Genomic DNA, 20481 nt, shown 5'->3' with positions numbered 1-20481 from the left:
GGCGTGGCGCAGGCGCAAGAAGGCTTTTTACTGACCCGACACTGGCGGGATACCCCGCAGGGTACCGAAGTGGAATTCTGGCTGGCGACCGATAACGGTCCGCTGCACATCATCCTGCCGCCGCAGGAGTCCGTGGCCTTTATTCCTGAGCCTGACGTCGAAAAAACAAAACAGCTGCTGCGCGGTGAAAGCGGCTGGCGGCTGACCCCCCTTGAACTGAAAGATTTCCAGCGTCGTCCGGTCTACGGCCTCTACTGCCGCGCCCATCGCCAGCAGATGCGCTATGAAAAACTGCTGCGCGAGGCGGGCGTGACGCTGTACGAAGCCGACGTTCGTCCCCCGGAACGCTTTCTGATGGAGCGCTTTATCACCGCCCCGGTCTGGGTGGACGGTACGCCCCAGGGCGACCGGCTGATCAATGCCCGCCTCAAACCCAACCCACACTATCGCCCGCCGCTGAAATGGGCATCGGTGGATATTGAAACTACCCGCCACGGCGAGCTGTACTGCATCGGCATTGAGGGCTGCGGCCAGCGGGTGGTCTACATGCTCGGTCCGGCCAATGGCGATGCTTCCGGCCTCGATTTTGAGCTTATCTACGTCAACAGCCGCCCGCAGCTGCTCGAGAAGCTTAACGCCTGGTTTGCGCAGCACGATCCGGACGTGATCATCGGCTGGAACGTGGTGCAGTTCGACCTGCGGGTGCTGCAAAAGCACGCCGAACGTTACCGTATCCCCTTGCTGCTCGGGCGCGGCAACAGCGAGCTGGAGTGGCGCGAGCACGGCTTTAAAAATGGCGTCTTCTTTGCCCAGGCGAACGGGCGATTGATTATCGACGGCATCGAGGCGCTAAAGTCAGCATTCTGGAGCTTTTCGTCATTTTCGCTGGAGTCGGTATCGCAGGAGCTGCTCGGGGAAGGTAAGTCCATCGACAACCCCTGGGACAGGATGGACGAGATTGACCGCCGCTTCGCCGAAGATAAACCGGCCCTGGCCACCTATAACCTGAAAGACTGCGAGCTGGTGACGCGGATTTTCCACAAAACCGAGATCATGCCGTTCCTGCTGGAGCGCGCCACGGTCAATGGTCTCGCCGCCGATCGGCACGGTGGCTCCGTGGCCGCCTTCAGCCACCTCTATTTCCCACGCATGCACCGGGCGGGTTATGTGGCCCCTAACCTCGGCGACGTACCGCCTCAGGCCAGCCCCGGCGGCTATGTCATGGACTCCCGCCCCGGTCTTTACGACTCGGTGCTGGTGCTGGATTACAAAAGCCTCTATCCGTCGATCATCCGCACCTTTCTGATCGATCCGGTCGGGCTGGTGGAAGGTCTGGCCCAGCCGGATGAGCAGCACAGCACCGAAGGTTTTTTGGGGGCGCGTTTCTCCCGGGAAAAACACTGCCTGCCGGAGATTGTCAGCCAGATCTGGCACGGGCGCGAAGAGGCCAAACGCCACGGCAACAAGCCTCTCTCCCAGGCGCTGAAGATCATCATGAACGCCTTTTACGGCGTGCTCGGCACCAGCGCCTGCCGCTTCTTCGATCCGCGCCTGGCGTCGTCGATCACCATGCGCGGCCATGAGATCATGCGTCAGACCAAAGTGCTGGTGGAATCCCGGGGCTATGACGTGATTTATGGCGATACCGACTCAACCTTCGTCTGGCTCAAGGGCGCGCAGAGCGAAGCGGAGGCGGCCGCCATCGGCCAGGCGCTGGTGACCTACGTGAACGACTGGTGGCGGGCCCATCTGCAACAGGCGGGCTTAACCAGCGCCCTTGAGCTGGAGTATGAAACCCACTTCTGCCGCTTTTTAATGCCCACTATCCGCGGCACCGATCAGGGCAGTAAAAAGCGCTACGCCGGGCTTATCCAGGAGGGCGAAAAGCAGCGGATGGTGTTTAAAGGACTGGAGACCGTGCGCACCGACTGGACCCCGCTGGCGCAGCACTTCCAGCAGGCGCTGTATCTGAAAATCTTCCGGCGCGAGCCCTATCAGGAGTTTGTCCGCGAGACCATCGCCAGCCTGATGGCGGGTGAGCTGGATGACCAGCTTATCTACCGCAAACGCCTGCGCCGCCCGCTGGCGGAGTATCAGCGTAACGTGCCGCCGCACGTTCGCGCCGCCCGGCTTGCCGATGAGGAGAACGTCCGTCTCGGACGGGCGCCGCAGTACCAGAACCGCGGCACCATCAAATATGTCTGGACCACCAGCGGGCCTGAGCCAGTGGATTATCAGCGCGCTCCTCTTGACTATGAGCACTACCTGACGCGGCAGCTGCAGCCCGTGGCAGACGGAATTTTACCTTTCATGGACGACGACTTTGCTACACTGATGACAGGTCAGTTGGGGCTATTTTGACAGGTGACGAAATCGCTGCCATCCAGTACCATAGCGCCCTTTCCATTCCCGGACCCATTATTCGATTACCGTCATTTCTGATCGGTGGTTGAACTATTGCCTGCAATTAAAGATTAGAGCCGAACAAATATGCCTTTTACACTTGGTCAACGCTGGATCAGCGACACAGAAAGCGAACTTGGGTTAGGAACTGTGGTAGCGCTGGATACGCGGATGGTGACTCTCCTGTTCCCCGCCACCGGTGAAAACCGTCTGTATGCTCGCAATGATTCCCCTGTTACCCGCGTGATGTTCAACCCGGGCGACACCGTTACCAGCCATGAAGGCTGGCAGCTGAAGATTGAAGACGTAAAAGAAGAGAATGGACTGCTCGCCTATATCGGGACTCGCCTCGATACCGACGAGACCGATGTGATGCTGCGTGAAGTGCTGCTCGACAGCAAACTGGTCTTCAGCAAGCCGCAGGATCGCCTGTTCGCCGGTCAGATTGACCGCATGGATCGCTTCTCGCTGCGCTATCGCGCGCGTAAGTTCCAGAGTGAGCAGTATCGCATGCCGTGGAGCGGCCTGCGCGGCCAGCGCACCAGCCTGATCCCCCACCAGTTAAACATCGCCCATGATGTGGGTCGTCGCTATGCGCCGCGCGTCCTGCTGGCGGATGAGGTGGGTTTAGGTAAAACCATCGAAGCGGGCATGATTTTGCATCAAAAGCTGCTCTCCGGCGCGGCCGAGCGCGTGCTGATTGTGGTGCCGGAAACCCTGCAGCATCAGTGGCTGGTGGAGATGCTGCGCCGCTTTAACCTGCGTTTCTCCCTGTTCGATGACGAACGCTACGCCGAAGCCCAGCACGATGCCGATAACCCGTTCGAAACCGAACAGCTGGTGATCTGCTCCCTGGACTTTGTTCGCCGCAGCAAGCAGCGCCTCGAGCACCTGTGTGATGCCGAGTGGGACATCATGGTGGTCGACGAAGCCCACCACCTGGTGTGGAGCGAAGAGGCCCCAAGCCGTGAGTATATGGCGATTGAACAGCTGGCCGAACGCGTGCCGGGCGTGCTGCTGCTGACCGCTACCCCGGAGCAGCTGGGTCTGGAGAGCCACTTTGCGCGTCTGCGCCTGCTGGATCCCAACCGCTTCCACGACTTTGAGCTGTTCGTCGAAGAGCAGAAAAATTACCGCCCGGTCGCCGATGCGGTGGCCCTGCTGCTGGCGGGCAAGCACCTCTCCAACGAGGAGCTCAACACCCTGAGCGAACTGATTGGCGAACAGGATATCGAGCCATTACTGCAGGCCGCCAACAGCGATCGTGACGGTGCCGACGCCGCGCGTCAGGAGCTGGTCTCCATGCTGATGGATCGCCACGGCACCAGCCGCGTCCTGTTCCGTAACACCCGTAACGGGGTGAAAGGCTTCCCGAAACGCGAGCTGCACACTATTCGACTGCCGCTGCCAACCCAGTACCAGACGGCGATCAAGGTCTCCGGCATCATGGGCGCACGTAAAACGGCAGAAGAACGCGCCCGGGACATGCTCTATCCGGAGCAGATTTATCAGGAATTTGAAGGCGACAGCGGCACCTGGTGGAACTTCGACCCGCGCGTTGAGTGGCTGATGGGCTACCTGACCGCCAACCGCTCGCAGAAGGTGTTGGTCATTTGTGCCAAAGCCGCCACTGCGCTGCAGCTGGAGCAGGTTCTGCGCGAGCGGGAAGGTATCCGCGCGGCGGTGTTCCATGAAGGCATGTCGATTATCGAACGCGACCGCGCCGCGGCGTGGTTCTCCGAAGAGGACAGCGGCGCCCAGGTGCTGCTCTGTTCCGAAATCGGCTCCGAAGGGCGTAACTTCCAGTTCGCCAGCCGTCTGGTGATGTTCGATCTGCCTTTCAACCCGGATCTTCTGGAGCAGCGTATCGGTCGTCTGGATCGTATTGGTCAGGCGCACGACATTCAGATCCACGTCCCGTATCTGGAAAAAACCGCCCAGTCGGTACTGGTGCGCTGGTTCCACGAAGGGCTGGATGCGTTTGAACATACCTGCCCGACCGGCCGTACCATTTACGACAGCGTGCATAGCGAGCTGACCGGCTATCTGGCGACGCCGGAAAATACCGACGGCTTTGACGATCTGATCAAAACCTGTCGCGAGCAGCATGACGCGCTGAAAGTCCAGCTGGAACAGGGCCGTGACCGTCTGCTGGAGATCCACTCCAACGGCGGTGAAAAAGCCCAGGCGCTGGCAGAGAGCATCGAAGAGCAGGATGACGATACCAGCCTGATCAGTTTCGCCATGAACCTGTTTGATATCGTGGGTATCAACCAGGACGATCGTGGCGAGAACATGATTGTGCTGACCCCGTCCGATCACATGCTGGTTCCGGACTTCCCGGGCCTGCCGGAAGATGGCTGCACCATCACCTTTGAGCGTGATGTGGCGCTCTCCCGCGAAGATGCGCAGTTCATCACCTGGGAGCATCCGCTGATCCGTAACGGTCTGGATCTGATCCTCTCCGGCGATACCGGTAGCAGCACCATTTCGCTGCTGAAGAACAAAGCACTGCCGGTGGGGACGCTGCTGGTAGAGCTGATCTACGTGGTGGAAGCCCAGGCACCGAAACAGCTGCAACTCAGCCGCTTCCTGCCCGCCACGCCGGTGCGTCTGCTGCTGGATAAAAACGGCACCAACCTGGCGGCGCAGGTCGAGTTTGAGAGCTTCAACCGTCAGCTGAGCGCAGTGAACCGCCACACCGGCAGCAAGCTGGTGAATGCGGTTCAGCAGGATGTGCACGCCATTCTCCAGCTGGGTGAATCCCAGATTGAGAAAGCGGCGCGGGCACTGATTGACGCGGCGCGCAGCGAAGCGGATGAAAAACTGTCGGCGGAGCTGTCGCGTCTGGAAGCCCTGCGCGCGGTGAACCCGAACATTCGTGACGATGAACTGGCGGCGATTGAGAGCAATCGTCAGCAGGTGCTTGAGAGCCTGGATCAGGCCGGATGGCGTCTGGATGCGCTGCGTCTCATCGTTGTGACGCATCAGTAAGCGGAGCGCAACATGTTGATGGAACCCTACAATCCGCCGCAGGATCCGTGGCTGGTCATTCTGTATCAGGATGAGCACATTATGGTGGTCAACAAGCCGAGCGGCTTGTTGTCTGTTCCGGGCAGGCTGGACGATCACAAGGACAGCGTCATGACGCGCGTTCAGCGCGATCATCCGCAGGCGGAGTCTGTGCATCGTCTGGACATGGCAACCAGCGGGGTGATTGTGGTCGCGCTGACCAAGGCGGCAGAGCGCGAGCTGAAGCGTCAGTTTCGTGAGCGCGAGCCGAAGAAGCAGTACCTGGCGCGCGTCTGGGGACATCCACAACCGGCGGAAGGTCTGGTTGACCTGCCGCTGATCTGCGACTGGCCGAACCGCCCGATGCAGAAGGTCTGCTATGAGACCGGCAAGTCGGCGCAAACCGAGTATGAAGTGCTGGAGTACGCAGCGGATAACAGCGCCCGCGTACTGTTAAAACCGATTACCGGGCGCTCGCATCAGCTGCGCGTGCATATGCTGGCATTGGGTCACCCGATTCTGGGGGATCGCTTTTATGCCACGCCGGAAGCCCGGGCCATGGCGCCGCGTCTGCAGCTGCATGCGGAGATGCTGACCATCACCCACCCGGAATACGGTACGCCGATGACCTTTAAGGCCCCGGCGGATTTCTGATGTTTTGCCCGGCGGCGCTTCGTCTGCCGGGCAACTCTCTTTACTTAAATCCCTTCTGCTCTTTGATGAGCTCGTACGCTTTCTGAATTTCCTGCGCTTTTTGCTTCGCCATCTCCATCATTTCCGGCGGTAAACCTTTCGCTACCAGCTTATCCGGATGATGCTCGCTCATCAGCTTACGATAGGCGCGCTTAATGGTCGTCGGCTCGTCGGTCGGCTTCACGCCCAGCACGTTACAGGCATCTTCCAGGGTCGGCCCACGCTGCGCCTGCTGCCAGCCGCCACCGCCCGCCTGCTGTTGCTGATAGCCGTCGCCAAACTGCGCCCCACCCTGCATCATCCGCAGGAACTGATCGAACTGGGTACGGGAAATGCCCAGCTCTTCAGCAATGACATACAGCACCGCGCGTTCGTTCGGGTGGAGCGAGCCGTCAGCAAAGGCTGCCTGGATCTGAATCTCCAGAAACATCCGAATTAAGTCGAAGCGTCCGAAGCAGATGCTGCGAAACTGACGCATTTTTTCGCGCAGGGGATAGTTATCCGCCTTGCCGATGCGAAATGCGTGTTGCGCCGCGGCCCGCGAGTCACCGTGCAGGTTCATGCGGTCCATAAACTGGCTGGCGATATGGATGTCGGCCTCGGTCACTCGCCCCTTCGATTTGGTCAGATGGCCCATCACCTCAAACGTCGTGGCAAAAAAAAGTGCCTGACGTTCACGCTGGTTGGCAAACCAGGCCATCTTACGACTTCTAGCTTTATCAAACATATGGCCGATAATCAGGCCCAGAACGATACCCCAGAAGCCCGCGCCCATCAGTAAAGCGAACGCCACGCCGATAATTTTTCCCCAATACTGCATATACTCCCCAAATGGTGATGTATTTGATCCCGCGAACGCCATCATTCCGGTGGCCTGGCCACGGTCAATTGAAGGACATCGCCTATAATTTGCATTATCATACTCGTCATTCAATAACGAGCCTATCACCACGGCTTGTTTACGGGCAGGATTAACGCTGGCACTGTGATGATGAGTAAGATAGTCTCTGACCGTTTGCCAGCGATAAGCCACTGATGACGGAACAATAAATAAAACGTATGAAAAAACGTATCCCCACCCTCCTGGCCACGATGATAGCGTCTGCCCTGTACAGTCAACAGGGTCTGGCTGCCGATCTCGCCTCGCAATGTATGCTGGGTGTGCCCAGCTATGATCGCCCGCTGGTTCAGGGTGATACGAACACGCTACCGGTCACCATCACTGCTGACAATGCGAAAGGGAATTATCCTGACGACGCCGTCTTTAGCGGCAATGTGGATATTAACCAGGGCAACAGCCGTTTGCTGGCCGATGAAGTTCAGTTGCACCAGAAACAGCCAGAAGGCGCGGCAGAACCGGTACGAACAGTGGATGCACTGGGTAATGTGCACTATGACGATAATCAGGTCATCCTGAAAGGTCCGAAAGCCTGGTCGAACCTGAATACCAAAGATACCAACGTCTGGGAAGGTGATTATCAGATGGTGGGTCGTCAGGGGCGCGGTAAAGCTGACCTGATGAAACAGCGCGGTGAAAACCGCTATACCATTCTTGAGAACGGGACCTTTACCTCCTGTCTCCCGGGCTCTGATACCTGGAGCGTGGTCGGCAGCGAAGTGATCCACGACCGCGAAGAGCAGGTGGCGGAGATCTGGAATGCCCGCTTTAAGCTCGGTCCGGTGCCGGTCTTCTATAGCCCGTATCTGCAGCTGCCGGTAGGCGACAAACGTCGTTCCGGCTTCCTGATCCCGAACGCCAAGTACAGCTCCTCAAACTATTTTGAGTTCTATCTGCCGTACTACTGGAACATCGCGCCCAATATGGACGCCACGATCACGCCGCACTATATCCACAAGCGCGGCAATATCATGTGGGAAAACGAGTTCCGTTATCTGACGCAAGCGGGTGCTGGTCTGATGGAGCTGGACTATCTGCCATCGGATAAAGTCTTTGAAGACGAGCATCCCACCGAAGGCGATCGCCACCGCTGGTTGTACTTCTGGCAACATGCCGGGGTGATGGATCAGGTCTGGCGCTTCAACGTTAACTACACCAAAGTCAGCGATCCGTACTATTTCAACGACTTTACGTCGAAATATGGTTCCAGTACTGACGGCTACGCCACGCAGATCTTTAGCGCAGGCTATGCGGTGAAAAACTTTGATGCCACCGTGTCGACCCGCCAGTTCCAGGTATTCAGCAGCCAGAACGCCAGCACCTACGGCGCGGAACCGCAGCTGGACGTCAACTGGTACCAGAATGATGTCGGCCCGTTTGATACCCGTATCTACGGCCAGGCCGTGCATTTCGTGAATACCAACTCCGATATGCCAGAAGCCACCCGTCTTCATCTTGAGCCGACAATCAACCTGCCGGTATCAAACGACTGGGCCAGCCTGGATACCGAAGTGAAGCTGATGGCGACTCACTATCAGCAGGACAATCTGGAAACGTACAACGCCACTAACGGCACTAACCTGGAAGAGTCCGTTAACCGTACGCTGCCGCAGTTTAAAATGGACGGCAAGCTGGTCTTCGAGCGCGACATGAACTGGAGCGAGGGTTACACCCAGACGCTGGAGCCGCGCGCGCAGTACCTGTATGTGCCATATCGCGATCAGAGCAAAATCAATAACTACGACTCGTCACTGCTGCAGTCCGACTACAGCGGTCTGTTCCGTGACCGTACTTACGGCGGCCTGGACCGGATTGCTTCAGCCAACCAAGTGACGACCGGGGTCACAACCCGCGTTTATGATGATGCTGCCGTTGAACGTTTTAATGCTTCTGTGGGTCAAATCTACTACTTCACAGAATCGCGTACCGGCGATGACAACATCAACTGGGAGAAAAACAACAAAACGGGGTCCCTGGTCTGGGCCGGCGACACCTACTGGCGCATGACCGATCGCTGGGGGCTGCGTGGCGGTCTGCAGTACGATACGCGTCTGGATAACGTTGCCACCAGCAGTGCCGCCATTGAGTATCGCCGTGATGAAGACCGGATGGTGCAGCTGAGCTACCGTTACGCCAGCCCGGAATACATCCAGGCGACACTGCCTAACTTCTCAAATGCCGATCAGTACAAAGAGGGCATTTCGCAGGTGGGCGGTACCGCCAGCTGGCCGATTGCCGATCGCTGGTCTATCGTCGGGGCGTACTACTTTGATACCAATCAGAGTAAGGCGGCCGATCAGATGCTGGGTCTGCAGTACAGCTCCTGCTGCTACGCGATCCGTGTCGGGTACGAGCGTAAGCTTAACGGCTGGGATGTCGACAAAAATCAGAGCGAGTACGATAACGTCATCGGCTTTAACATCGAATTGCGTGGCCTGAGTTCAAACTATGGTCTGGGTACTCAACAGATGCTGCGTTCACCAATTCTGCCGTACCGTAGTTCCTTATGATCTACTTGATTTACAACGTAATCCGCATTGCGGTTAATTGATATGGAAAAAGTATGAAGAACTGGAAAACGCTGCTGCTCGGTATCGCTATGGTTGCGAATACCAGCTTCGCGGCCCCACAGGTTGTCGACAAAGTCGCTGCCGTTGTGAACAACGGTGTGGTACTTGAGAGCGACGTTGATGGTTTAATGCAGTCTGTGAAGCTCAACGCGGGTCAGGCAGGTCAGCAACTTCCGGATGATTCCACACTGCGTCATCAGATCCTTGAACGTCTGATCATGGATCAGATCGTTCTGCAGATGGGTCAGAAGATGGGTGTGAAGATCTCTGATGAGCAGCTCGATCAGGCTATCGCTAACATTGCGAAGCAGAACAATATGTCAGCTGACCAGATGCGTAGCCGTCTGGCCTATGACGGCATCAGCTATTCGACCTACCGCAATCAGATCCGCAAAGAGATGCTGATTTCAGAAGTGCGTAACAACGAAGTGCGTCGTCGTGTGACGATCCTGCCGCAGGAAGTCGACGCGCTGGCAAAACAGGTGGGTAACCAGAATGATGCCAGCACCGAACTGAACCTGAGCCACATCCTGATCCCACTCTCAGAAAACCCCTCTTCCGACCAGGTTGCTGAGGCGGACAGCCAGGCCCGCTCTATCGTCGATCAGGCGCGTAACGGCGGTGACTTCGGCAAGCTGGCGATCACCTATTCGGCGGACCAGCAGGCGCTGAAAGGCGGCCAGATGGGCTGGGGTCGTATTCAGGAGCTGCCATCTATCTTTGCTCAGGCGCTGAGCACGGCGAAGAAAGGCGATATCGTCGGTCCAATCCGCTCCGGCGTTGGCTTCCACATTCTGAAAGTGAACGATCTGCGCGGCCAGAGCCAGAGCATCTCGGTCACCGAAGTGCATGCCCGCCACATTCTGCTGAAACCGTCCCCACTGATGAATGACGATCAGGCGCGGGCGAAGCTGCAGCAGATTGCCGCCGATATCCGCAGCGGTAAAACGTCCTTCGCTAACGCCGCGAAAGAGTTCTCTCAGGATCCAGGTTCTGCAAATCAGGGCGGCGATCTGGGCTGGGCGGCAGCGGATATTTACGATCCGGCCTTCCGCGATGCGCTGATGCGGATGACCAAAGGTCAGCTGAGCGAACCGGTTCACTCCACCTTCGGCTGGCACCTGATTGAGCTGCTGGACACCCGCAGCGTGGATAAAACCGATGCGGCCCAGAAAGACCGCGCGTACCGCATGCTGTTCAACCGTAAGTTCTCTGAAGAAGCGGCAACCTGGATGCAGGAACAACGCGCCAGCGCTTACGTCAAAGTTCTGAGCAAGTAATGAAACAACATCGTGTTATTATCACTCCCGGCGAACCTGCCGGGATTGGTCCTGATTTGGTCGTCCAGCTTGCCCAGCGCAGCTGGCCGGTCGAACTGGTAATCTGCGCCGATGCCAGCGTGCTTGAGGCGCGAGCCAAACAGCTCAATCTGCCGCTCACCCTGCTGCCCTATCAGGCAGAAAACGCGCCTCTCCCCCAGCAAGCGGGCACCCTGACGCTGTTGCCTGTCCCCCTGCGTACCCCCGTCGTCCCCGGTCAACTCAGTACCGAAAACGGCCACTATGTGGTGGAGACGCTGGCGCGCGCCTGTGATGGCTGCCTGAGCGGCGAATTTGCCGCGCTGATCACCGGGCCGGTGCATAAAGGGGTGATCAACGATGCCGGCGTGGCCTTTACCGGCCATACCGAGTTTTTTGAAGAGCGTTCCCACAGTGCAAAAGTGGTGATGATGCTGGCCACCGAGGAGCTGCGCGTTGCGCTGGCTACCACCCATCTGCCGATCAAAGCCGTTTCCGAGGCCATTACGCCGGATCTGCTGCGCGATGTGATTGCTATCCTGCACCATGACTTACGCACGAAATTCGGTATTGCCGATCCGCACGTGCTGGTGTGCGGCCTGAACCCGCATGCGGGCGAAGGCGGTCACATGGGTATGGAAGAGATCGACACCATTATTCCGGTGCTGGATGAGATGCGGGCTCAGGGGATGAATCTCAGCGGGCCGCTGCCTGCCGATACCCTGTTTCAGCCTAAATATCTCGATCATGCAGACGCCGTGCTGGCGATGTACCACGATCAGGGCCTTCCCGTGCTAAAATACCAGGGATTTGGCCGCGGCGTGAATATCACCCTCGGTTTACCCTTTATTCGTACTTCTGTTGACCATGGCACTGCACTTGATTTAGCGGGCCAGGGGAAAGCAGATGTCGGCAGTTTTATTACGGCGCTTAATCTCGCCATCAAAATGATTGTTAATACTCAATGACTAATCGAGTCCATCAGGGCCACTTAGCCCGTAAACGCTTCGGGCAAAACTTCCTCAACGATCAGTTCGTGATCGAAAGTATTGTTTCGGCTATCAATCCACAAAAAGGTCAGGCGATGGTCGAGATCGGCCCGGGTCTGGCTGCACTGACCGAGCCGGTTGGCGAGCGTCTGGATGAACTGACCGTCATCGAACTGGACCGCGATCTGGCAGCCCGTCTGCAGACGCACCCGTTCCTTGGGCCGAAACTGACGATTTATCAGCAGGATGCCATGACCATGAACTTCGGCGAGCTGTCGGAGAAGCTCGGTCAGCCGCTGCGCGTGTTCGGTAACCTGCCGTACAACATCTCCACCCCGCTGATGTTCCACCTGTTTAGCTATACTGATGCCATTGCCGACATGCACTTCATGTTGCAAAAAGAGGTCGTTAACCGACTGGTTGCAGGGCCAAACAGTAAAGCGTATGGTCGTTTAAGCGTGATGGCACAATATTTCTGCAACGTGATCCCGGTACTCGAAGTGCCGCCATCTGCGTTCACGCCACCGCCAAAAGTGGAATCTGCGGTTGTGCGTCTCGTGCCGCATAAAACGAAGCCGTTCCCGGTCAAAGAGCTGCGCGTACTGAGCCGTGTCACCACAGAAGCCTTTAACCAGCGCCGTAAAACGATTCGTAACAGCCTTAGCAATTCGTTTACCGTTGAAGTGTTAGCTGAACTGGGTATCGACCCGGCAATGCGTGCGGAGAACATCTCCGTAGAGCAGTACTGCAAACTGGCTAATTACATCAGCGACAATGCGCCGCCGAAGGAGAGCTAAGCCATGATTGATTCGCCCCGCGTATGTGTTCACGTACAAAGCATCTATGTTGAGTCCCAGTCCACACCGGATGAAGAGCGCTTTGTTTTTGCTTATACGGTAACCATTCGTAACCTGGGGCGGACGCCTGTGCAGCTGCTTGGGCGCTACTGGCTTATCACCAACGGCAACGGTCGTGAAATTGAAGTGCAGGGCGAAGGCGTGGTGGGTGAACAACCGCACATTGATCCCGGCGAAGAGTATCAGTATACCAGCGGCGCGGTAATCGAAACGCCGCTGGGTACCATGCAGGGCCATTATGAAATGGTCGATGCCGACGGCAATGCATTCCGCGTTGCCATTCCTGTTTTCCGTCTGGCTGTTACAACACTCATTCACTAAACATGTCTACATATCTCATTGGCGATGTTCATGGTTGCTACGATGAACTGATCGCGTTGTTAAAGCAGGTGGATTTTACCCCGGGTACGGACACGCTATGGCTAACCGGCGATCTCGTTGCGCGCGGGCCTGGCTCACTGGATGTGCTGCGTTATGTGAAGTCGCTGGGTGACAGCGTGCGGCTGGTCCTTGGCAATCACGATCTGCATCTGCTGGCGGTCTATGCCGGTATCAGCCGTAATAAACCGAAAGACAGGATCACCCCGCTGCTGGATGCGCCAGACGCCGATGAGCTTATTAACTGGCTGCGTCGCCAGCCACTGTTGCAGGTTGATGAAGAGAAGCAGCTGGTGATGGCCCATGCGGGCATTACGCCGCAGTGGGATCTGCAAACCGCAAAAGAGTGCGCGCGCGACGTCGAAGCCGTGCTCTCCAGCGACTCTTACCCTTTCTTCCTTGATGCCATGTACGGCGACATGCCCAACAACTGGAGCATGGATCTCAGCGGCGTGGCGCGCCTGCGTTTTATCACCAACGCCTTCACCCGCATGCGCTACTGTTTCCCGAATGGTCAGCTGGATATGTACTGCAAGGATGTGCCGGAAAATGCACCGACCCCTCTCAAGCCCTGGTTTGCCATCCCCGGACCGGTGACGGAGCATTACAACGTGATCTTTGGTCACTGGGCGTCGCTGGAGGGCAAAGGCACGCCTGAAGGCATTTACGGTCTGGATACCGGCTGTTGCTGGGGTGGAGACCTGACCTGTCTGCGCTGGGAAGATAAAGCATACTTTGTTCAGCCGTCGAACCGGCATCTGGATTCAGGCGAGAAGGAAGCGGTAGCGTCGTAGCGGAGAGCTGCACCTCTCCCGTCGGGAAAGGTGCAGTAAATCATTAGCGGCGTTCAAGGATCTCGAAGCAGTAGCTGTGCGAATTTTGCGCGTCCGCGTCGTGGAATTCGCTGAATACCGATTCCCACTCGTCAGGATCGTAGTCCGGGAAATGGGTATCCCCTTCCACTTCAGCATCAATGTGGGTCAGATATAATTTCTGCGCTTTCGGCAGGAATTGCTCATACACACGGCCGCCACCAATCACCATGATCTCTTCGGCATCGCCGCAGGCAGCGATGGCTTCGTCAATGGATTTCACCCACTCAACACGCTCATCGGTGCCAGGCTGGCTGCTGATGACGATGTTTTTACGGCCCGGCAACGGACGCCCGATTGACTCCCAGGTCAGGCGCCCCATTACTACCGGCTTGTTCAACGTAGTACGTTTAAACCACGCGAGATCGGCAGGCAGATTCCACGGCATGGCATTTTCCATACCGATCACGCGATCTACCGCAAGCGCCGCAATCAGACTGATCATTGATTATTTCCCGGATGCAAAAAATTGCCGCCACTATACGGAAAGCTTAATCTTTCGTCGACTGGCGGCAGAGTAAAGAACAGGAAATTTTTTATATTTGCTGGCAACCCCGCTTCACGCCAGCGGTTTACTCTCCGGCTCGTCCCCCGGATCCCCGGTATGCTTACCCTCTTCGGTTCCCTGCCAGCCGTGACGCTGGGTCAGCGAGAGGTGATTGCGATCCTCATTGATGATGTCCATCAGCATGGCGCTGGTGCGTTTGACCACCGCCGCGCGTGACGTGGCATCGTTCTCCGCCATTGCAGCCATCTCTTCGACCATCTCAATATTAAACCGGCGGAACAGATCGGCCCGCTCCCGGGCTTCATACGCCCCGAGCCCCAGACTCTCCAGCGCCAGCCGGCCGGATTTCAGCGCCCCTTCAAAGGTTTCACGCTCCGGCGCATCAACACCGCTCTGACGCAGCTTGATGTAATGATCGATATCGCGCGCGCGGGAGATGATCTTCAGATGCGGGAAATGGGTTTTCGCCAGCTCGACCAGCTGCAGGCTGTTCTTCGGATCGTCTATCGCGTTGATCAATACTTCGGCCTTCTGCGCTCCGGCAGACTCCAGCAAATCCACGCGCGTGGCATCGCCGTAAAAGACCTTCATATCAAACTTACGCAGGGTCTCAATATGGTCGGGATCGTGATCGAGGATGACCATCTTCACGCCGCTCGAGAGCAGCAAACGACCGGTAATCTGGCCGAAGCGACCGAACCCGGCAATGATCACCCGCGGCTGTTCTTCGTCGATTTCATCCGCCTCGCGCTCCTGGCCGCTGTTGGCCGCTTCCAGACGGGTCAATACCACCAGCAGCAGCGGCGTTACCGCCATGGAGAGCGCCACCGCCAGGGTCAGCGCCTTGGCCCACTCCGGATCGAGGACGTTCGCCATATTGGCCGCGCCAAATACCACGAATGCAAATTCACTCCCCTGCCCCAGCAGCACTGCAAACCAGCGGCGCTGTTTCCCGGGCACCTTCAGCGGACGGGCCACCAGCCAGAGCATCGCCATTTTAATGACCAGGAAGCCCACCAGCAGGATCGCGATGCGCAGCGGATGAGTGACCAGGGTGCCGAAGTCGACAGACATCCCCACGCCGATGAAAAACAGCCCCAGCAGCAGCCCTTTGAAAGGCTCGATGTCGCTTTCCAGCGCGTGGCGGTATTCCGAGCTCGCCAGCAGGACGCCGGCCAGAAACGCGCCCATCGCCATAGAGAGCCCCGCCTCTTCCAGCATCAGGCCAAAGCCGAAAACCAGGAACAGGGCCACGGCGCTGAACACTTCCCGCAGGCCGGAACGGGCGACAAAGCGCAGCAGCGGTCGGCTGACGTATCGCCCGAGCAGGACCACCAGCGTTAATGCCCCGACGACCTTTAATGCTGAGAGGGCAAAAGCACCGAAGGTAGTGGAGGCCCCGGATACCGCCAGCAGCGGGATCATCGCCACCAGCGGGATGGCCGCGATATCCTGGAACAGTAGCACCGAGAAAGCGCTGCGCCCCATCTGGGTCACCGTCAGGTTGCGTTCGTTCATAGCCTGCATGGCGATGGCCGTGGAAGAGAGGGCCAGCGTCATGCCGATTAGCCCTGCCACCTTCCAGTCCATACCCAGCAGGATACAGAACCCGCCCAACAGCAGACCGCAGGCCAGCATTTGCAATGCCCCACCGCCAAATACCGAGGCGCGCAGCTTCCACAGACGACGCGGATCCAGCTCGAGGCCGATGACAAACAGCATCAGCACCACGCCGATTTCGGCAAAGTGCAGAATCGACTCGGCGTCGGTAACCAGCCGGAATCCCCACGGCCCTATCACGCACCCGGCGATCAGATACCCCAGCACGGAACCCAGCCCGAGGCGTACCGCAACCGGCACAATTAGCGCCGCGGCGCCTAAATAGATCAGCGCCTGAATCAGCGTATGGCTATCCATGGTGCGCCTCCTGCCAGTCGAGTAAACGTTGTTTATAGTGTCGGGCCTGGGCCTGCAGCGTTTCATCGTCACAGACGAAGGTGCAGTGCATGGCAAACGGCGGGAGCCAGTTCAGGCCGCAATAGAGCGCGGTGGCCTGTAGCGGCTGCGCCAGCACCTCAAAACCAGGGAAGGATCCGATATCAAAGTGGCTTTCACCGCCCCCGGTGGTGACTGCCCACAGCAGGCTTTTGCCCTTCAGTGCCCGACCGTTATGACCGTATGCCCAGCCGTGAGAGAACACTTTGTCGATCCACAGTTTCAGTAATGGGGGCGTGCTGTACCACTGCATCGGGTGCTGCCAGACGATCAAATCGGCCCTGGCAATCGCGTCCTGTTCGGCAGCGATATCAATATTGAAGTCGGGATAGAGCTGATAGAGCGAGCGGATCTCTACGCCCTCAAGCGTCTTGACCTGCTCAAGCATCCGCTTATTCGCATGCGAGTGCTGCGGATACGGATGCGCGTAAATAATGAGTATCATGATTAACCTGATGAACTGCTTTCTTGTTGTGACAGTCAGTGTAGACAGGAAAGAGAGGCGTTTGAAGAGGTCGGCAGCCTTGCGAGGCTTAACCGCAACGATTGATAAACCGCTATTCGAAGCAATTTATTTTTTTCATTCAAATCATAACGGATTAAAATAATATTTAATATCCAGATTGATTAAGTGCAAATAATAAAAATCGTGAAATAATTAAATAATAATAAATCCACTATTTAAAAACAATCGCTATACATGAATGATTTAAGAATGAATAATTTCACTTTTAACTTTCTATTTACTCCTTAAAAATCAGTTATTTACAAAAAATTACCTTCTCATTAAGATACGCATTCTTTTAAACACAAAATGGATGTGGCAATGAAAAGTAAAGCTCCACAATTAAATAAGACGACAAAATCATTAAAGAGTCTTTTTCCCGCCTTATCAGCATTAATCGTATTTACGCCGTTAATGGTATCCGCAGAAACAACAATCAGTGGTTCAACGCATACCGCACAAATTTTTTCTTCAGATAGTGATTACATCATCAATCCAGGCGTCACTATTTCCACGAGTACTACTGACCCCTCTGTTACCATTTCTGGCAGCACAGTCCGTGGTGTTACTAATAACGGAGAGATCACTGGTGCCGGCGATGGACTTTTAATCACAACAGACGGACAAACACTACAGCTGGATAACCAGCAAAATGCCAGTATTAAATCTACTGCCGCTAACGGCATTACTGTCATTGATATGGGCGGTGAAATAAACAACGCCGGGAGTATTACTGGTACAGAGTCCGGTATTAAAATTGACGAAAATTCAGGCAGTTTTAACGTCTCTAACACCCGTACAGGTATTATCGAAGGCAAAACCGCGCTTTCAGCAGATGCTGGCTTTACGCTTAATAATGCAGGGCTCTTTAAAGGCGATACCGGGAACGGTGTTGAACTTCAAAAAGCGGGTAAAACCAAAATTGAAAATAGCGGGACAATTGAAGGTGCTCAAAACGGCATTATTACGAGTGATAATAATCGGCTTCAGCTTATAAATTCCGGTCTCATAAAGGGTTCAGAAAGCGCGATTACCTTCAAAAGTACTCAAAACAACTCACTGACGCTGGAAAGTGACTCTCAGCTTGATGGTGACGTTATTTCAACCAACTCAACGGGTAATACGATCACTTTGCATGGTCAGGGCTCAGAAAACAGTAATTTTCGTGGTCTGAATGCGGGTGACGGCTTCGCTTCATTGACCATGGACGGTGAAGAGTGGAATCTGTCAGGCAATGTCGATGTGATCGGCACTGGCGACTCAATTAAAGTAAATACCGGGAAACTGACCCTGGCGGGCGATGTAAAAAATGACGTCGGCAACACCCTGATTTCCAACGTCGGCACACTGCAGCTGGGTGACGGCGTTAATACCGGCTCCCTGACCGGCACCGTCACCAATAACGGCACCTTTATCTTTAACCAGGGCTCCGACTCCACCTTCGCTTCGGATATCACCGGCAGCGGTAGTGTGGAAAAAACCGATGCCAACATCCTGACCCTGACCGGCAACAACAGCTACACCGGCAATACCCTTCTGCGCAGCGGCACTACGCTGGTCGCCGAAGGCGCAACCCTGGGTAGTGCAGGCAACACCGCCACCCTCACCGTTGATAACGGCGCAACCTTCGCCAGCGCAGGCAGCGTAAACAACAACGTGGATATCCTCAGCGGCGGCGTGCTGGCATCCTGGAATGCCGTGCAGGGGACCAGCGCATCCACTGCATCCACCGTTAATACCATCAACGGCAACGTTACCAACAGCGGCACGTTGCAGATAGCCGGGCTGAACGACAGCGTGGGTAACGATTTCACCATTAACGGTGACTACACCGGCATTAGCGGCAGCCTGATCGCCATGAACAGCGTGCTGGGCGATGATAGCTCTGCTACCGACCATCTGACCATCACCGGCAACAGCGCGGGCGAGTCTGGTGTCAGTATCAGCAATATCGGCGGGATGGGCGCGCAGACCGTCAACGGGATGCAGGTCGTCAGCGTAGGCGGTAACTCCGATGCCGCTTTTTCACTCTCCAGACCGGTCGTGGTCGGAGCGTGGGAATATAGCCTGAATCAACACACCGATGGCAACTGGTATCTGGAGTCTGCATCAACGGCACCGGCCCCTGCTCCAGACCCTGTCCCGACGCCTGATGATAACAGTGTCGTTCCTGATCCTGTTCCCGCTCCTGATGACAACAACGATGGCGGCTATACCCCACCAGAGATGAGCAATCTGGCCCCGGAAGTTGGCGCTTACTTAGGTAACTACCTCGCCGCCCAGGACATGTTCCTGCACAAACGTGACGATCGCGATCAGCTGACCCTGCGCAACGAGGACGATCTCAACACCTGGATGTACGTCAAAGGCCGCTATCATGAAAATGATGTGGCAGGCGGCAAAGTCAACTATGACACCACCCATTACGTGATGCAGGTCGGCAGCGATTTCATCAGCAAGAAGATGGATACCGGCGTTCTGCATAGCGGGATGATGTTCGGCGCAGGTCAGGCCAAAACCGACTCCACCTCAACCGGCAGCAAACGCTCAGCGCAGGGTAAAGTGGATGGCGTGAACGTCGGCGTATACGCTACCTGGCAGGAAGATCAGCAGCTGCGCAAAGGCAGCTATATCGACAGCTGGGCCTCTTTCGGCTGGTATCACAATAAGCTGAGAAGCGACGATCGCAGTGACGAGTCCTATAACAGCCAGGGCTTTGCCGCCTCGCTGGAAGCGGGTCACGCCTGGATTGTTGACTCTGAAAGCGAAAGAACCTGGAAAATCGAACCGCAGATCCAGGCCGTTTACAGCTATCTGGACCAGGATGATCATACCGACGCCGACGGCGTGCGTATTACCACGCTCGATAACGACAGCATTCTGGGTCGCGTTGGGGTGAAAACCAGTTACTTCGATCAGAAAGATGTCCAGGCCTGGCAGCCGTATGTTGCGGTCAACTGGCTGAAAGGCGCCGGGCAGAACGATATCGCCTTTAACGGTGAAGCGTTCAGCAACGATACCCCGGATGACCGCGGTCAGCTGGAGTTGGGCGTTACCGGCAAGCTAAACGAGACCACGCTGATCTCGCTGCGTGCCAGCGGCGAATGGGGTGAAAACAGCTACGATGCCTACGGCGGTCATATCCTGCTGAACCACCGCTGGTAATCGCATTACCGGAACGATCGATGCAGTGGCTCAGGCCACTGCATTTTTTTATCAGTTCTTCAGTTCACCCATGGACTTAACCTGATCGCGGTTAATCTGTTCCGTCTGACCGGTTTCGGCATTATCAATAGACATCATTCCCGTATCGTCATCTACCTGCGGCTTACCGTCGGTGACGATAGTTTTACCGTCAGTGGTTTTCACCGCCTGATTAGATGAACAACCAGCAACGGTGAACAGTGCTGCGGCAGCAAAAATTGAGGTCATCAGAAGTTTAGTTCGCATGGTGTTCTCCCTGCTTTTCAGTTGGATTTAATTATCGACCTGATAATTTTAGG

Annotated in this window: 15 protein-coding genes; 10 read left to right on the top strand and 5 right to left on the bottom strand. The window is 56.3% G+C overall.

Going from position 1 to position 20481, the window contains the following annotated elements; translation table 11 throughout:
* Positions 1-3: 3 nt before the first annotated feature.
* The 3 genes from polB to rluA all read left to right on the top strand — a co-directional run bounded on the left by polB (position 4) and on the right by rluA (position 6069).
* Positions 4-2361 carry a DNA polymerase II gene (polB, locus tag G7090_RS03775; RefSeq protein ID WP_166181581.1) on the top strand — a complete coding sequence of 786 codons (2358 nt, stop codon included), beginning with the start codon at positions 4-6 and terminating at the stop codon, positions 2359-2361.
* A gap of 129 nt (positions 2362-2490) precedes the next feature.
* Positions 2491-5397 (top strand): RNA polymerase-associated protein RapA, encoded by a 2907-nt coding sequence (rapA, locus tag G7090_RS03770; protein ID WP_166181580.1) that lies wholly within the window; start codon positions 2491-2493, stop codon positions 5395-5397.
* Positions 5398-5409: 12 nt separating this feature from the next.
* Entirely contained in the window at positions 5410-6069 is a 660-nt protein-coding gene (gene rluA, locus G7090_RS03765; RefSeq protein WP_106994210.1) for a bifunctional tRNA pseudouridine(32) synthase/23S rRNA pseudouridine(746) synthase RluA, read from the top strand.
* A gap of 40 nt (positions 6070-6109) precedes the next feature.
* Here the strand turns inward: rluA and djlA are convergent, their stop codons facing one another.
* Positions 6110-6928 carry a co-chaperone DjlA gene (gene djlA, locus G7090_RS03760; RefSeq protein WP_142488203.1) on the bottom strand — a complete coding sequence of 273 codons (819 nt, stop codon included), beginning with the start codon at positions 6926-6928 and terminating at the stop codon, positions 6110-6112.
* Between the two features lie 239 nt (positions 6929-7167).
* On the opposite strand from djlA, the gene lptD reads away from it, so the two are divergent.
* From lptD to apaH, 6 genes are read left to right on the top strand one after another with little or no spacing between them, the layout of a single operon-like run.
* On the top strand, positions 7168-9516 hold the full coding sequence (lptD, locus tag G7090_RS03755; RefSeq protein ID WP_166181579.1) for an LPS assembly protein LptD: 2349 nt from the start codon (positions 7168-7170) through the stop codon (positions 9514-9516).
* A gap of 53 nt (positions 9517-9569) precedes the next feature.
* Positions 9570-10856 (top strand): peptidylprolyl isomerase SurA, encoded by a 1287-nt coding sequence (gene surA / locus G7090_RS03750; RefSeq protein WP_106994207.1) that lies wholly within the window; start codon positions 9570-9572, stop codon positions 10854-10856.
* Positions 10856-11842, top strand: a complete 987-nt coding sequence (gene pdxA / locus G7090_RS03745) for a 4-hydroxythreonine-4-phosphate dehydrogenase PdxA (protein WP_166181578.1) — start codon at positions 10856-10858, stop codon at positions 11840-11842. The genes surA and pdxA overlap by 1 nt, the downstream gene beginning before the upstream one ends.
* A complete protein-coding gene (gene rsmA / locus G7090_RS03740; protein ID WP_106994205.1) occupies positions 11839-12660 on the top strand; it encodes a 16S rRNA (adenine(1518)-N(6)/adenine(1519)-N(6))-dimethyltransferase RsmA in 822 nt (273 codons plus the stop codon). Before pdxA ends, rsmA begins: the two co-directional genes overlap by 4 nt.
* Positions 12661-12663: 3 nt before the next feature.
* The gene (apaG, locus tag G7090_RS03735) at positions 12664-13041 is read left to right on the top strand and encodes a Co2+/Mg2+ efflux protein ApaG (protein WP_106994204.1); all 378 of its coding nucleotides are present in this window, start codon (positions 12664-12666) and stop codon (positions 13039-13041) included.
* 2 nt (positions 13042-13043) lie between these two features.
* Positions 13044-13892: a bis(5'-nucleosyl)-tetraphosphatase (symmetrical) ApaH gene (apaH, locus tag G7090_RS03730; RefSeq protein WP_106994203.1), complete on the top strand. Its 849-nt coding sequence runs from the start codon at positions 13044-13046 to the stop codon at positions 13890-13892.
* A 43-nt stretch (positions 13893-13935) separates the two neighbouring features.
* On the opposite strand, the gene folA is transcribed toward apaH, so the two are convergent.
* The 3 genes from folA to kefF all read right to left on the bottom strand — a co-directional run bounded on the left by folA (position 13936) and on the right by kefF (position 16918).
* Positions 13936-14415: a type 3 dihydrofolate reductase gene (gene folA, locus G7090_RS03725; RefSeq protein WP_039030411.1), complete on the bottom strand. Its 480-nt coding sequence runs from the start codon at positions 14413-14415 to the stop codon at positions 13936-13938.
* A gap of 114 nt (positions 14416-14529) precedes the next feature.
* The gene (gene kefC / locus G7090_RS03720) at positions 14530-16395 is read right to left on the bottom strand and encodes a glutathione-regulated potassium-efflux system protein KefC (RefSeq protein WP_166181577.1); all 1866 of its coding nucleotides are present in this window, start codon (positions 16393-16395) and stop codon (positions 14530-14532) included.
* Positions 16388-16918 (bottom strand): glutathione-regulated potassium-efflux system oxidoreductase KefF, encoded by a 531-nt coding sequence (gene kefF / locus G7090_RS03715; RefSeq protein WP_166181576.1) that lies wholly within the window; start codon positions 16916-16918, stop codon positions 16388-16390. The genes kefC and kefF overlap by 8 nt, the downstream gene beginning before the upstream one ends.
* A 381-nt stretch (positions 16919-17299) precedes the next feature.
* On the opposite strand from kefF, the gene G7090_RS03710 reads away from it, so the two are divergent.
* Positions 17300-20143, top strand: a complete 2844-nt coding sequence (locus tag G7090_RS03710) for an autotransporter outer membrane beta-barrel domain-containing protein (protein ID WP_166181575.1) — start codon at positions 17300-17302, stop codon at positions 20141-20143.
* Positions 20144-20194: 51 nt separating this feature from the next.
* On the opposite strand, the gene G7090_RS03705 is transcribed toward G7090_RS03710, so the two are convergent.
* Positions 20195-20428, bottom strand: coding sequence for a YgdI/YgdR family lipoprotein (locus G7090_RS03705; RefSeq protein ID WP_106994198.1), 234 nt, complete (start codon positions 20426-20428; stop codon positions 20195-20197).
* Between the last annotated feature and the right edge of the window lie 53 nt (positions 20429-20481).

Source organism: Leclercia sp. 29361 (assembly GCF_011290365.1).
GTDB classification, from domain to species: Bacteria; Pseudomonadota; Gammaproteobacteria; order Enterobacterales; family Enterobacteriaceae; genus Enterobacter; species Enterobacter tamurae.
This window is presented reverse-complemented; position numbering and strand designations above follow the sequence as displayed.

Excerpts from the sequence above, each read along its gene's own strand:
- kefF (WP_166181576.1), bottom strand. The coding sequence starts at position 16,918 with ATGATACTCATTATTTACGCGCATCCGTATCCGCAGCACTCGCATGCG.
- rluA (WP_106994210.1), top strand. The coding sequence starts at position 5,410 with ATGTTGATGGAACCCTACAATCCGCCGCAGGATCCGTGGCTGGTCATT.
- rsmA (WP_106994205.1), top strand. The coding sequence starts at position 11,839 with ATGACTAATCGAGTCCATCAGGGCCACTTAGCCCGTAAACGCTTCGGG.
- G7090_RS03705 (WP_106994198.1), bottom strand. The coding sequence starts at position 20,428 with ATGCGAACTAAACTTCTGATGACCTCAATTTTTGCTGCCGCAGCACTG.
- pdxA (WP_166181578.1), top strand. The coding sequence starts at position 10,856 with ATGAAACAACATCGTGTTATTATCACTCCCGGCGAACCTGCCGGGATT.
- kefC (WP_166181577.1), bottom strand. The coding sequence starts at position 16,395 with ATGGATAGCCATACGCTGATTCAGGCGCTGATCTATTTAGGCGCCGCG.
- apaH (WP_106994203.1), top strand. The coding sequence starts at position 13,044 with ATGTCTACATATCTCATTGGCGATGTTCATGGTTGCTACGATGAACTG.
- folA (WP_039030411.1), bottom strand. The coding sequence starts at position 14,415 with ATGATCAGTCTGATTGCGGCGCTTGCGGTAGATCGCGTGATCGGTATG.
- rapA (WP_166181580.1), top strand. The coding sequence starts at position 2,491 with ATGCCTTTTACACTTGGTCAACGCTGGATCAGCGACACAGAAAGCGAA.
- surA (WP_106994207.1), top strand. The coding sequence starts at position 9,570 with ATGAAGAACTGGAAAACGCTGCTGCTCGGTATCGCTATGGTTGCGAAT.
- lptD (WP_166181579.1), top strand. The coding sequence starts at position 7,168 with ATGAAAAAACGTATCCCCACCCTCCTGGCCACGATGATAGCGTCTGCC.
- G7090_RS03710 (WP_166181575.1), top strand. The coding sequence starts at position 17,300 with ATGAAAAGTAAAGCTCCACAATTAAATAAGACGACAAAATCATTAAAG.
- apaG (WP_106994204.1), top strand. The coding sequence starts at position 12,664 with ATGATTGATTCGCCCCGCGTATGTGTTCACGTACAAAGCATCTATGTT.
- djlA (WP_142488203.1), bottom strand. The coding sequence starts at position 6,928 with ATGCAGTATTGGGGAAAAATTATCGGCGTGGCGTTCGCTTTACTGATG.